Origin of the sequence: Streptomyces pimonensis (genome assembly GCF_041380215.1) — a bacterium.
GTDB lineage: Bacteria > Actinomycetota > Actinomycetes > Streptomycetales > Streptomycetaceae > Streptomyces > Streptomyces pimonensis.
On sequence record NZ_JAHWZY010000027.1, the window covers coordinates 24,425 to 37,244 of the forward strand.

General features: G+C 73.4%; 10 protein-coding genes and 1 pseudogene. 6 read left to right on the forward strand and 5 right to left on the reverse strand.

The window, feature by feature from the left end; genetic code table 11:
- Nucleotides 1–173: 173 nt before the first annotated feature.
- Nucleotides 174–1,394, reverse strand: coding sequence for an acetyl-CoA C-acetyltransferase (locus KYY02_RS23815; RefSeq protein WP_371241123.1), 1,221 nt, complete (start codon nt 1,392–1,394; stop codon nt 174–176).
- Between the two features lie 266 nt (nt 1,395–1,660).
- Nucleotides 1,661–2,692 (reverse strand): SGNH/GDSL hydrolase family protein, encoded by a 1,032-nt coding sequence (locus tag KYY02_RS23820; protein ID WP_371241125.1) that lies wholly within the window; start codon nt 2,690–2,692, stop codon nt 1,661–1,663.
- Between the two features lie 163 nt (nt 2,693–2,855).
- On the opposite strand from KYY02_RS23820, the gene KYY02_RS23825 reads away from it, so the two are divergent.
- Entirely contained in the window at nt 2,856–4,244 is a 1,389-nt protein-coding gene (locus KYY02_RS23825) for a cystathionine beta-synthase (RefSeq protein WP_371241127.1), read from the forward strand.
- A 339-nt stretch (nt 4,245–4,583) separates the two neighbouring features.
- Here KYY02_RS23825 and KYY02_RS23830 read toward each other — a convergent pair whose 3' ends face one another.
- Entirely contained in the window at nt 4,584–5,006 is a 423-nt protein-coding gene (locus KYY02_RS23830) for a hypothetical protein (protein WP_371241240.1), read from the reverse strand.
- Nucleotides 5,007–5,263: 257 nt separating this feature from the next.
- Nucleotides 5,264–6,028, reverse strand: coding sequence for an LCP family protein (locus tag KYY02_RS23835; RefSeq protein WP_503167873.1), 765 nt, complete (start codon nt 6,026–6,028; stop codon nt 5,264–5,266).
- A gap of 29 nt (nt 6,029–6,057) precedes the next feature.
- Between KYY02_RS23835 and KYY02_RS23845 the strand changes: the two genes are divergently transcribed.
- On the forward strand, nt 6,058–6,900 hold the full coding sequence (locus KYY02_RS23845; RefSeq protein WP_371241131.1) for a MurR/RpiR family transcriptional regulator: 843 nt from the start codon (nt 6,058–6,060) through the stop codon (nt 6,898–6,900).
- Between the two features lie 116 nt (nt 6,901–7,016).
- Nucleotides 7,017–7,601 (forward strand): hypothetical protein, encoded by a 585-nt coding sequence (locus KYY02_RS23850; protein WP_371241133.1) that lies wholly within the window; start codon nt 7,017–7,019, stop codon nt 7,599–7,601.
- 76 nt (nt 7,602–7,677) lie between these two features.
- On the opposite strand, the pseudogene KYY02_RS23855 reads toward KYY02_RS23850, so the two are convergent.
- Nucleotides 7,678–8,202: pseudogene (locus KYY02_RS23855) on the reverse strand (type III PLP-dependent enzyme domain-containing protein); the annotation flags it as partial.
- Between the two features lie 211 nt (nt 8,203–8,413).
- On the opposite strand from KYY02_RS23855, the gene hutU reads away from it, so the two are divergent.
- The 3 genes from hutU (at nt 8,414) to KYY02_RS23870 (ending at nt 12,806) form a co-directional block, all read left to right on the forward strand.
- Nucleotides 8,414–10,078 carry a urocanate hydratase gene (gene hutU, locus KYY02_RS23860; RefSeq protein WP_371241136.1) on the forward strand — a complete coding sequence of 555 codons (1,665 nt, stop codon included), beginning with the start codon at nt 8,414–8,416 and terminating at the stop codon, nt 10,076–10,078.
- 185 nt (nt 10,079–10,263) lie between these two features.
- Nucleotides 10,264–11,466 carry an allantoate amidohydrolase gene (locus KYY02_RS23865; protein ID WP_371241242.1) on the forward strand — a complete coding sequence of 401 codons (1,203 nt, stop codon included), beginning with the start codon at nt 10,264–10,266 and terminating at the stop codon, nt 11,464–11,466.
- A complete protein-coding gene (locus KYY02_RS23870; protein WP_371241138.1) occupies nt 11,463–12,806 on the forward strand; it encodes a formimidoylglutamate deiminase in 1,344 nt (447 codons plus the stop codon). The genes KYY02_RS23865 and KYY02_RS23870 overlap by 4 nt, the downstream gene beginning before the upstream one ends.
- Nucleotides 12,807–12,820: the final 14 nt, after the last annotated feature.

The following is a 12,820-nucleotide window of genomic DNA, read 5'->3' on the forward strand; positions in this document are numbered from 1 at the left end:
GCCCGCGAGGGGTCCGGCCCTGACCTGCGTGAATTCTCGCGGCCGGGGAGATAGGTCACATCCTGGGGGAGATTGGATCACGAATCGGCCCGGGCCCCGGAGGTTCCGGAGGCCCGGGCCATGGGATCACGGACCGTGCCGCGACGGCTACGGTCCGCCCGTGCCGCGGGGGATCAGCTGAGGCGCTCGATGACCATCGCCATGCCCTGGCCGCCGCCGACGCACATCGTCTCCAGACCGAACTGCTTGTCGTGGAACTGCAGGGAGTTGATGAGCGTGCCGGTGATGCGGGCGCCGGTCATGCCGAAGGGGTGGCCGACGGCGATGGCGCCGCCGTTGACGTTCAGCTTCTCCAGCGGGATGCCGAGGTCGCGGTAGGAGGGGATCACCTGGGCGGCGAACGCCTCGTTGATCTCGACCAGGTCGATGTCGTCGATGGTGAGGCCGGCGCGGCCCAGCGCCTGCTTGCTCGCCTCGACCGGGCCGAGGCCCATGATCTCGGGGGAGAGGCCGGAGACGCCGGTGGAGACGATGCGGGCGAGCGGGGTCAGGCCCAGTTCGCGGGCCTTGGTGTCGCTCATGACGACGAGCGCGGCGGCGCCGTCGTTGAGGGGGCAGCAGTTGCCGGCGGTGACGAGTCCGTCCGGGCGGAAGACCGGCTTGAGGCCCTGGACGCCCTCCATGGTGACGCCGGCGCGGGGGCCGTCGTCCTTGGAGACCACCGTGCCGTCGGGGAGGGTCACCGGGGTGATCTCGCGCTCCCAGAAGCCGTTCTTGATGGCCTCCTCGGCGAGGTTCTGCGAACGGACGCCGAACTCGTCCATGTCCTGGCGGGTGACGCCCTTGAGACGGGCCAGGTTCTCCGCGGTCTGGCCCATCGCGATGTACGGGTCGGGCAGCAGGCCGTCCTCGCGCGGGTCGTGCCAGGAGGAGCCCTCCGACTCGGCGACGGCGGCGGTACGGGCCTCGGCCTCGGCGAACAGCGGGTTGCGGGTGTCCGGGAGGCTGTCGGAGTTGCCCTTGGTGAAGCGGGAGACCGTCTCGACGCCGGCCGAGACGAACACGTCGCCCTCGCCGGCCTTGATGGCGTGCAGGGCCATGCGGGAGGTCTGCAGCGAGGACGAGCAGTAGCGGGTGACGGTGCAGCCGGGGAGGTGGTCCATCCCCATCTGCACGGCGACCACACGGCCGAGGTTGTTGCCCTGCTCGCCGCCGGGGAGGCCGCAGCCGAGCATCAGGTCGTCGATGTCCCTCGGGTCCAGCTCGGGGACCTTGGCGAGGGCGGCCTGGATGATGGTGGCGGTCAGGTCGTCCGGACGCAGGTCCTTCAGGGATCCCTTGAAGGCGCGGCCGATGGGGGAGCGGGCGGCTGAGACGATCACGGCTTCGGGCATCACGGCTCCAGAGGTGAGGGGCGGCGCGTAGCGCCTCGTCGAGGGGCGGTGGTCGGGCGAGGGCGTACCGGATGGTCGGTGCGGGGCTTCCTGGGAAGTTACCCGGCCGTACGGGCGGGGTCACGGGCGGCGCGATGTGACATGGACCGCAACTGTCCAAGCGCTTGCTTGGACGGGTGGGGAACGCGCCCGCCCGTGCCGCCCGGCGGCACGGGCGGGCGACCGGGGGAGGCGCGACCGCCCGTGGCGACGACGTCGCATCCCCGCTACGACGGCTGAACCGGACGCTCCGGCTCCGTCTCTGCGACCCGTCGGCGCCTGCGGCGTTTCAGGAGGGCCCACGGCCCCCGCGACCCCGCCGGCATCGCCGCGGTGACCTCCGTGCCCGCCTCCGCCGCCGCCTCCGCCGCCGCCCGGGCCACCGGCAGGAACCCCTCGCGGCGGTCGGCGTCCGGCCGCTCCTCCTCCGCCGGCCACAGCCCCAGCGCCGCGCACACCGTCGGCAGCACCGCCATCGCGGCAGTGGCGTACCCCTCCACCGAGGGGTGGTAGCTGTCCGGCCCGAACAGCTCGCGCGGGTTCGCCGCGAACTCGGGTCCCAGCAGGTCGCCCAGCGACACCGTGCGCCCGCCCTGCTCGACGGCCCCGATCGTCTGCGCCGCCGCCAGCTGCCGCGAGGCCCGGCGGGCCAGCCAGCGCAGCGGCTGCCGCACCGGCTCGATCGTGCCGAGATCGGGGCAGGTGCCGACGACCACCTCCGCACCGGCCGTCCGTAGCCGTCGTACCGCCGAGGACAGATGGCGTACGGACCGGGTGGGCGGCATGCGGTGGGTGACGTCATTGGCGCCGACCATGATCACGCAGATGTCGGGCGCCCGGGACGGGTCCGCCAGCGCCCTCGTCACCTGCCGGTCCAGATCGTCGGAACAGGCCCCGGGCACCGCGACCGTGCTCAGCCCCACCGGACGTTCCGCGAGCGCCGCGACGCCCGCCGCCAGCAGCGCGCCCGGCGCCTGCCCGGCCCGGTGCACGCCCTGCCCGGCCGCCGTGGAGTCGCCCAGCATCGTCAGCCGCAGCGCCGGCTCGCCCGGCGCCGTGTACGCCGCGCCGTACAGCCCGTCCGCGTTCGGCACGTGAGGAGCCGCGCCGTTGCCCACGCGGCGCCGCACCAACTGGGCCTCGGCCACCAGGAGCCCCACGGTGGCCGCCCCGGCCAGACCGATCCCCCCGCCGCCGTACGCCGCGCCGGCCGCGATCCGCCGGGCCGCCCTCGCCCTCGCCCTCGACAAGCCCGTCATGCCTCGCCGCCACCTCCTCGAACCCGTACACCCAGTGCTTGCCCCGTACGGACCGTGGTCCAATCCCCACGGCGAGTGGGCGACCCGGCCGGGTCCGGACCGGTGAGGGCCTAGGCTGGCAGGACCACTACCACCACATCTTTTGCAGCATCCGGAGACAACGGTGCAATTCCACGACTCGATGATCAGCCTCGTCGGCAACACCCCGCTGGTGCGGCTCAACAACGTGACCCAGGGCATCAGGGCGACCGTCCTGGCCAAGGTGGAGTACTTCAACCCGGGCGGTTCGGTGAAGGACCGCATCGCCCTGCGCATGATCGAGGCGGCGGAGCGGAGCGGGGAGCTGAAGCCCGGCGGCACCATCGTCGAGCCGACCAGCGGCAACACCGGGGTCGGGCTCGCCATCGTGGCCCAGCAGAAGGGCTACAAGTGCATCTTCGTCTGTCCGGACAAGGTGTCCACGGACAAGATCAACGTACTGCGGGCCTACGGGGCCGAGGTCGTCGTCTGCCCGACCGCCGTGGCGCCCGAGCATCCCGACTCCTACTACAACGTCTCCGACCGGCTGGTGCGCGAGACGCCGGGGGCCTGGAAGCCGGACCAGTACTCCAACCCCCACAACCCCCTCTCCCACTACCACTCCACCGGCCCCGAGCTGTGGGAGCGGACCGAGGGGAGGATCACCCACTTCGTGACCGGCGTCGGTACCGGCGGCACCATCTCCGGGACCGGACGCTACCTGAAGGAGGTCAGCGACGGCGGCGTGAAGGTCATCGGCGCCGACCCCGAGGGCTCCGTGTACTCCGGTGGTTCCGGGCGGCCGTACCTGGTCGAGGGCGTCGGCGAGGACTTCTGGCCGACCGCGTACGACCGTGACGTCGCGGACGAGATCGTCGCCGTCTCCGACAAGGACTCCTTCCAGATGACCCGCCGGCTCGCCAAGGAGGAGGGCCTGCTGGTCGGCGGCTCCTGCGGCATGGCGGTCGTGGCGGCGCTGGAGGTGGCCTCGCGGCTCGGTGAGGACGACGTGGTCGTCGTCCTGCTGCCGGACAGCGGACGCGGCTACCTCAGCAAGATCTTCAACGACGAGTGGATGGCCGACTACGGCTTCCTGGAGGACGCCGGCCCCAGCGCCCGCGTCGCCGACGTCCTGAACGACAAGGAGGGCGGTCACATCCCCTCCCTCGTCCACATGCACCCCGACGAGACGGTCGGCCAGGCCATCGAGGTGCTGCGCGAGTACGGCGTCTCGCAGATGCCGGTGGTCAAGCCGGGCGCCGGTCACCCGGACGTGATGGCCGCCGAGGTCGTCGGCTCGGTGGTGGAGCGGGAGTTGCTGGACGCGCTGTTCAGCAAGAGCGCCTCGCTCGACGACTCGCTGGAGAAGCACATGTCCGAGCCGCTGCCGCAGGTCGGCTCGGGTGAGCCCGTCGCGGACCTGATGGCCGTCCTGGGCAAGGCGGACGCGGCGATCGTCCTCGTCGAGGGCAAGCCGACCGGTGTGGTCAGCCGCCAGGACCTGCTGTCCTTCCTCGCCGGGACCGGGAAGTGACGGGGCGTCGGGCGAACCACGGGCGGACCCGGGGTGAACGGCCGGGCGTCACCCCGTCGATGATCTTCGTGGACTTCGCGGAAGTGGTACGAGGGCGTCACGTCCGCGCAGCACTCGCTTAACACGGGTCCGGCACATTGGTGGGTGTCGGCAGGGACGGGAGCGGCTCCCCGTTCCGGCCGGCGACCGAACGGCGTCGAAGGACCTCCGGAGCGGCTCCCGGACCTCCATGGACGCCTCGGGCGCGCGACCTGCCTCAACGGGCGCGCGTCCCTCGCGGGGACCGCCGTCGTCCCGCCCCCCGGCGACGGGGGTGCGGCGGTCCCCGCGCAATCGGCCTCAGTCCTCCCAGTCGCCGTCCCGGACCGGCTTGCGGCGGCCGAACAGGCCCGGGTTGGTGCGGGCGGCCTGGACGACGTTGACGCCGACGATGCCCAGCCAGGTGACCAGCAGGCCGGGCAGATCACCCACGCCCCCGCCGATCGCGGACAGCGGCACCGCCAGGACCAGCGAGACGATGCCGAAGCCGAAGCGCTCGCCCCAGCTGTCCGTGGCCTTCGGCGACCGGGAGTCCCGGGCCGCCGTCATCCGCTGCTCGGCGCACTGCCGGCGCACCCGGCGCTCCACCGCACCGTCGATGCGCTGGTCGACCTTCTCCAGGAACGAGTCGACCAGCGCGGACTCGTACTCCTCGCCCAGCTCCCTGCGGGCCTGCAGGGAGGCGTCGAGTTCCTTCTTCAGCTCGGTGTCCCGCGTGTCCATTCCGGTCATGCGTCCCACGGTAGGGAGGCGGGGGGCCGGCTGCACTGGGGGTAACCCCCCTCTGGCGCTCGGGTTCGCCGGGCCGCTACTTCCTGCACATCCTCTCGTCGGCCCGGGACTGCGCGACGTCGTCGACCTTCTTCGGCGGGGCGACGGGGAGGCCGGCCCCGTGAAGTCGGGGCCGAGGGTGAGCGTCATCGGGGCCGTCTCCCCGGCGTCCTCCGTACCGGGCTTCATGGCCGAGGCGGGCAGGCCCATCAGGTCGGCGAGCTCGCGGGCCTGGCCGGCCTGGTCCGGCGCGTACTCCAGCCGGGTCCTGTCGACCTCGGCCGGGGCGTTGCCCCTGTGTTGGTGGACCTGGCCACGCCCTCGCCGGTCTGCAGCCAGGCGAGGGTGTCCTGCGCGGCGCCGTCCGGGCCGCCGCCGTTGAAGACGTCGACGCGGATCTCGGGCGCCTCGGTCCGTGTGCCCTCCAGCAGCTCGGCCTGCTTGTCCTTGGCGTTGCTCTCCTTCTTCCTCACCTCGGTGAAGGAGACGTCGTTCTGCAGCATGCTGAAGACCTTCGGGGCCTTGACCGGGTCCAGCACGACGGTGACGGGCGTGGGCTCGGCCGGGTTGTCCCTCACCGGCACGGTCATCATGGTGATGTTCTTCAGGTCGATCCTGCCGAGTTCCCTGGCGAGGGTGAGCAGCTTGCCGGGGCTGCCTATGCCCTTGTCCACGGTGAGGGACTTGGTGGCCGCGTCGGCGACGTCGAGCATCTTCGACGGGCTGCCCAGCGTGTCCTCCTTCAGCCGGCGCAGCATCGACGCGACGAACTTCTGCTGCATCCCGATCCGGTCCAGGTCGCTCCCGTTCTTCAGGCCGTGCCGGTTGCGGAGGAAGGAGAGCGCGTCCTCGCCCTGGCGGGTGCTCTCCCCTTCCGGCAGGTCGAGACCGGAGCCGCCGTCCAGGTCCTTGAGAGGCTTCTCCAGCGCCGTATGTGCCTGTATAACGGTATGCAGGAATTTCGATGGGTGAATAGGCCGAGGTGTCGAGAGGGAGTCAGGTCATGAGCGGCACCGAGGGTCCCGCCGCGCGCCTCCAGGCGCTCTTCGAGGGGCATCGGCTGACACCGACCCAGCGGCGCATCGCGCACAGCATGGTGCGACGCGCCGCCGACGTGCCGTTCCTGTCCAGCGTGGAGCTGGCCGAGCTGGCCGGGGTCAGCCAGCCGTCCGTGACCCGGTTCGCCGTCGCCCTCGGCTTCGACGGCTATCCCGCCCTGCGGCGGCACCTGCGCGAGGTCACGCCCGCCGAGCCGGCGCCGGGGGCCGGCTCGTACAACGAGTACCAGCAGGCCGTCGAGGCCGAGATCGAGAACCTGCGGCACCTGGCGGAGGCGCTGGCCGATCCCCGGCCGGTGCGGCGGGCGGGCCGGGTGCTGGCCGGGAGCCGGCCGCTGCCCGTGCTGGGGCTGCGGGCCGCGGCGGCCCAGGCGCACGGGTTCGCCTACTTCGCCGCCAAGGTCCATCCGGACGTACGGCTGCTCAACGAGGGCGGCACGATGCTCCACGACCGGATCGACGCCGCCGCGCGGGCCGGGGCGAGCGCCCTGCTGTGCTTCGCGCTGCCCCGGCATCCCCGCGAGGTCGTCGACGCCCTCGCCCGTGCCAAGGAGACGGGGCTGACCGTGGTCACCGTCGCGGACTCCCCGTTCGCGCCGGTCGCCAAGGTGTCCGACCTGCTGCTGCCCGCCGCCGTCGGCACCGGGCTGGCCTTCGACACGGCGTGCGCGCCGATGCTGCTGGGCCGGGTGCTGCTGGAGGCGATGTGCGACGACCTGCCCGACGCGCAGGCGCGGCTGGAGGAGTTCGACGTGAAGGCGGCGGCGCGCGGGCTGTTCGTCGACTGACGACGCGCGGGGCGGCGGGGAGGTCCGCCCGTGTTTTCTCAGACTCGTCTCACCTTACGCCGCTAGCGTCCGTCCTCCAGGACGTGCACAGGCAGTCGGAGGACGGGAGGCCGGACATGACGCGTGGAGGACAGGGGCTGGCCCGGGTGGCCGTCGTCGTACGGGCAGGGGCCGCGCCACTGTGGTGGCTGGGAGTGGTCGCGGCGGGCACCGGAGTACTGGTGCCGGGGCTGACGGGGCGTCGGATCGGGGTACTGGCGGGCGCCGCGCTGTTCCTCGTGGCGGCGGCCGTGGTGGCGTACGGACGGCGGGGGCGGTACCGCGCGTCGGCCCGTTCGGCGGCCCGGGCGGGCAGGCACGACGTGCTCCAGGACCGGGCGGTGACCGTCCGCAACTGGCGTCGCGGGCACCGCTGGTGGCTGCTGCTCGCCTTCCTCGCCGCGCTGGGCACGGCGTTCGCGGTACCCGCCGCAGGCGGTCTGCTGCTCGCCGGGTGCGGGGCGGGGCTCTGGCTGAAGGCGGCCTGGATCGGGCGGCTGGAACAGGCGGACGAGGTTCTGCTGTGGGTGCGCGTCGACTGGCTCCGTGCGGGGACGGGGCGGCCGGCCGGCAAGGCGGTCAAGGGGTACCGGACGACCGGTATCGCGGCGGGCGACGCGGCGCCGGGCGGTGCGCGCCGGCGGACGCCGGCCCTCGTCTGAGGCCGGTCCCCTCCGGGACGCGGTGAGCGGCCGCTCCCGCGCGGCGGGGTCGCGAGCCGGTACGGCCCCCGTGCCCCTAGGGGACCAGGGCGTCGGTGTGGGCGCCACCCGACTCGGTCACGATCTCCGCGATCGTCTGGGGGGTGCGCACCGTCGCGAAGGTGACGCCTCCCGCCCCGTCCGGGACGAAACCGTGGATGCCGGGGCGGGGGAGCGAGTTGTAGGCGTAGTGGTGGGCGAAGTAGTACGCGCCCGTGTCCAGTGCCGCCGCGTAGTCGCCCTGTTCCAGCAACGGCAGTGGCTGCGCCCGGGCGAGCAGGTCGCCCGCGAAGCAGGCCGGTCCCGCCACGTCCTGCACGACCGCCGGGCCCTCCTTGGGCCGCCCCTGCGCGTCGTACGCGGCGATCCGCAGCGGCCACGACTCCGGCGCGTACACCGTCCGCGTCGCCACCTGCACGCCCGCGTGCGTCACCGCGACCGGGCGGCCGCCGGCGTTCTTGGCGTACTCCACGCGCGCGACCACCGTGCCGTGCTTGGCCAGCAGCGACCGGCCGAACTCGGTGACCAGCCCGTACCGTCCGTCGAACAGCCCCGGCACCGCGCGTCCACCTCGTCCGTCCGGCCGTCGTCGTGGGCCACCGCGTCCCCCGTCCCTTCGGCGTTCTCCGTGTCCGCCCGCATGGACCCAGCCAAACATCCTCCGGGCGGCCGCGCCGACCCGCCCCCGTATTGACTAGCTCTATTCAGGGCACGAGGATGTGAATAGCCGCAGTGGTCATCCGCAGTGGTCATCCGCAGCTGAGGAGGCAGACATGTCAGGACCCCGGCCCGTCCGGGCGCCCCGCGGCACCGAACCGAGCGCCCTGGGATGGCAGCAGGAGGCCGCCCTGCGGATGCTGCAGAACAACCTCGACCCGGAGGTCGCCGAGCACCCCGACAAGCTCGTCGTCTACGGCGGCACGGGCAGGGCGGCCCGGGACTGGCGCTCCTTCGACGCCATGGTCCGCACGCTGAGGACCCTCAAGCAGGACGAGACGATGCTCGTCCAGTCCGGCCGCCCGGTCGGCGTCATGCAGACCCACGAGTGGGCGCCACGCGTCCTCATCGCCAACTCCCACCTCGTCGGCGACTGGGCCAACTGGGAGGAGTTCCGCCGCCTGGAGGCCCTCGGCCTCACCATGTACGGGCAGATGACCGCCGGGTCCTGGATCTACATCGGCACCCAGGGCATCCTCCAGGGCACCTACGAGACCTTCGCCGCCGTCGCCGCGAAGAAGTTCGGCGGCACCCTCGCCGGGACCATCACCCTCACCGCCGGACTCGGCGGCATGGGCGGCGCCCAGCCGCTCGCCGTCACCATGAACGACGGCGTCGCGATCTGCGTCGACTGCGACCCCCGTGCGATCGAGCGTCGCATCGAGCACCGGTACCTCGACGTCAGGGCGGACTCGCTCGACCACGCCCTCCGGCTGGCCGTCGAGGCCCGCGACCGGCGCAGGCCCCTGTCCATCGGCGTCCTCGGCAACGCCGCCGAGCTGCTCCCGCACCTGCTCGCCATGAGCGCGCCCATCGACATCGTCACCGACCAGACCTCCGCCCACGACCCGCTGGCGTACCTGCCCGTCGGGACCGCCTTCGAGGACATGGCGGACGCCGCCGCGAAGGACCCGGCCGGCTTCACCACTCGCGCGCGTGAGTCCATGGCCCGGCACGTCGAGGCGATGGTCGGCTTCCAGGACGCCGGTGCGGAGGTGTTCGACTACGGCAACTCCATCCGTGGTGAGGCGCGGCTCGCCGGGTACGAGCGCGCGTTCGCCTTCCCGGGGTTCGTGCCGGCGTACATCCGGCCGCTGTTCTGCGAGGGCAAGGGGCCCTTCCGGTGGGCCGCGCTGTCGGGTGACCCCGCCGACATCGCCAGGACCGACAGGGCGGTCCTGGAGCTGTTCCCGGAGAACGAGTCCCTGGCCCGGTGGATCAGGATGGCGGGGGAGCGGGTGCGCTTCCAGGGGCTGCCCGCGCGTATCTGCTGGCTGGGGTACGGCGAGCGGGACAGGGCCGGTGAGCGGTTCAACGACATGGTCGCGAGCGGGGAGCTGGCCGCGCCGGTCGTGATCGGGCGCGATCACCTCGACTGCGGGTCGGTGGCCTCTCCCTACCGGGAGACCGAGGCGATGCTGGACGGGTCCGACGCGATCGCCGACTGGCCGTTGCTGAACGCGATGGTGAACGTGGCTTCCGGGGCCTCGTGGGTGTCGGTCCACCACGGTGGGGGCGTCGGCATGGGGCGGTCGATCCACGCCGGGCAGGTGACGGTGGCCGACGGGACCGCGCAGGCGGGGGAGAAGATCCGCCGGGTGCTCACGAACGACCCCGGCATGGGGGTGATCCGGCACGTCGACGCCGGGTACGGCATCGCGGAGTCGGTGGCGGACTCGCGGGGCGTGCGGGTGCCGATGCGTGAGGGCGGGCCGGTGTGAGGGACGGCACCTCCCCGGCGGGAGCGGAGGCGTCGTCGCCACCCGCGGGTCCGGCTGTACCCACCCGTACCCACGGCCCGAAGGGCATGGGAGACGCCCCCGTCGCCCCGCGGGACGACCGACCGCGGCCCGGCGGTCATCGGCCGGGCGGCGGTTCGCAGCCGGTGCCGGCCTCCTTCCACGAGATGTGGCGGCAGTTGCTGCCCATCGGGCGCGACGCCGTCTCCGGCGGCTACCGGCGGTTCGCCTGGACCCGGGCCGACTCCGAGTGCCGGAGGTGGTTCGAGGAGCAGGCCCGTGGCCGAGGGCTGGACTACGAGGCCGACCGGAACGGGAACCAGTGGGCCTGGCTGGGTGAGCCCGCGCGGGGGGACGCCGTCGTCACCGGGTCGCACCTCGACTCCGTACCCGACGGCGGGGCCTTCGACGGGCCCCTCGGGGTCGTGTCCGCCTTCGCCGCGCTCGACGAACTGCGCCGGCGGGGCGCGCGGTTCGCCAAGCCGCTCGGCATCGTCAACTTCGGGGACGAGGAGGGCGCCCGCTTCGGGCTCGCCTGCGTCGGCTCCCGGCTCACCGCGGGCGCGCTCACCGTCGAGCAGGCCCACCGGCTCACCGACGGGGACGGCATCACGCTCCCGCAGGCCATGGAGGCCGCCGGACACGACCCGGGCACCATCGGCCCCGACCCCGAACGGCTCGACCGCATCGGCGCCTTCGTCGAACTCCACGTCGAACAGGGCCGCGCCCTCGCCCTGTCCGGCGACCGCATCGGCATCGCGTCCGCCATCTGGCCGCACGGCCGCTGGCGGTTCGACTTCCGGGGCGAGGCCAACCACGCCGGCACCACCCGGCTCGCCGACCGGCGCGACCCCATGCTGTCGTACGCCGGGACCGTCCTCGCCGCCCGTCGGGAGGCCGAACTCGCCGGTGCCGTCGCCACCTTCGGTAAGCTCGCCGTCGAGCCCAACGGCGTCAACGCCATCCCCTCCCTGGTGCGCGGCTGGCTCGACTCCCGCGCCGCCGACCAGGAGAGCCTGGACGCCGTCGTGGACGGGGTACGGCGGGCCGCCCGCGCCCACGCGCGGGAGCACGGCGTCACACTCGACGTCGAACGCGAGTCCTTCACCCCCGTCGTCGAGTTCGACCATGCCCTGCGCGACGAACTCGCCCGTATCCTCGGCAGCGGTACCGGCCTCGGGGTGCCCGTCCTCGGCACCGGCGCCGGACACGACGCCGGCATCCTCTCCGGACGCGTCCCGGCCGCCATGCTGTTCGTGCGCAACCCCACCGGCGTCTCGCACTCCCCGGCCGAGTCCGCCGACGAGGACGACTGCGTGGCCGGGGTCCTCGCCCTCGCCGACGTACTGGAAGGACTGGCCTGCACGTGACTGCCACCCCGCGGACGTACTGGCTGGAGCACGCCTGGCTCGGCGCCCGCGTCGAGCCGGGCGTGACCGTGGAGGTCCGGGGCGGCCGCATCACCGCCGTCCGTCCGGACGCCCCCGTCCCGCCGCCCGGCGCCGAGATCCTGCGCGGACTGACCCTGCCGGGACTGGCGAACGCGCACAGCCACGCCTTCCACCGCGCCCTGCGCTCCACGGTCCAAGTGGGTTCCGGCACCTTCTGGACCTGGCGCGAGACCATGTACGCCACGGCCGGCCGGCTCGCCCCGGACACCTACCACGCCCTCGCCCGGGCCGTGTACGCCGAGATGGCGCTGGCGGGCATCACGGCGGTCGGCGAGTTCCACTACGTCCACCACGCTCCCGGCGGCACGCCCTACGCCGACCCCAACGCCATGGGCGAGGCACTCGTCGAGGCCGCCGCCGAGGCCGGCATCCGCATCACCCTCCTCGACACCGCCTACCTCTCCTCCGGTTTCGGACGGCCGCCCACCACCCACCAGCTCCGTTTCTCCGACGGCGACGCGGACGCCTGGGCCCAGCGCTGTTCGGTTCTCAGGGAACGGGAGCACGCACGGATCGGTGCGGCGATCCACTCCGTGCGGGCCGTACCGGCGGGGCAACTGGCGACCGTGGCGCGGTGGGCCCGGGAGCGGCGGGCCCCGCTCCATGTGCACCTGTCCGAGCAGACTGCCGAGAACGACGCCTGCCGGGAGGTCCACGGCTGCACCCCGGCGCAGCTCCTGGCCCTGCACGGTGTCCTCGGGCCGCGCACCACCGGTGTCCACAACACCCACCTCACCGCCGAGGACATCGCCCTCATCGGCGGCAGCGGCACCGGCACCTGCATGTGCCCGACGACCGAACGCGACCTCGCCGACGGGATCGGTCCCGCCGCCGCCCTGCAGAACGAAGGCTCCCCGCTCTCCCTCGGCTCCGACAGCCACGCCGTGATCGACCTGCTCGAAGAGGCCCGCGCGATGGAGCTCGACGAGCGCCTGCGCACCCGCACCCGCGGCCACTGGACGGCCGCCGCGCTGCTGCGGGCCGCCACCGCGGACGGACACGCCGCCCTCGGCTGGGACGACACCGGCCGCATCGAGGCCGGGGCGCGCGCCGACCTCACCACCCTCGGGCTCGACTCGGTCAGAACAGCGGGGCCGCCGCCCCGGCTCGGCGCCGAGACGGCCGTATTCGCGGCGACAGCGGCGGACGTGCGGCACACGGTCGTGGCGGGCCGGCACGTCGTGCGCGACGGGGCGCACACGCTCGTCCCCGACGTACCCGGAGCCCTCGCGCAGGCCGTCGCGGCACTGCGCGCCTGACGACCACCCATGAG

Coding starts and splice junctions, on each gene's coding strand:
- KYY02_RS23815 (WP_371241123.1), bottom strand. CDS start 1,394: ATGCCCGAAGCCGTGATCGTCTCAGCCGCCCGCTCCCCCATCGGCCGC.
- KYY02_RS23820 (WP_371241125.1), bottom strand. CDS start 2,692: ATGACGGGCTTGTCGAGGGCGAGGGCGAGGGCGGCCCGGCGGATCGCG.
- KYY02_RS23830 (WP_371241240.1), bottom strand. CDS start 5,006: ATGGACACGCGGGACACCGAGCTGAAGAAGGAACTCGACGCCTCCCTG.
- KYY02_RS23845 (WP_371241131.1), top strand. CDS start 6,058: ATGAGCGGCACCGAGGGTCCCGCCGCGCGCCTCCAGGCGCTCTTCGAG.
- KYY02_RS23850 (WP_371241133.1), top strand. CDS start 7,017: ATGACGCGTGGAGGACAGGGGCTGGCCCGGGTGGCCGTCGTCGTACGG.
- hutU (WP_371241136.1), top strand. CDS start 8,414: ATGTCAGGACCCCGGCCCGTCCGGGCGCCCCGCGGCACCGAACCGAGC.
- KYY02_RS23865 (WP_371241242.1), top strand. CDS start 10,264: ATGTGGCGGCAGTTGCTGCCCATCGGGCGCGACGCCGTCTCCGGCGGC.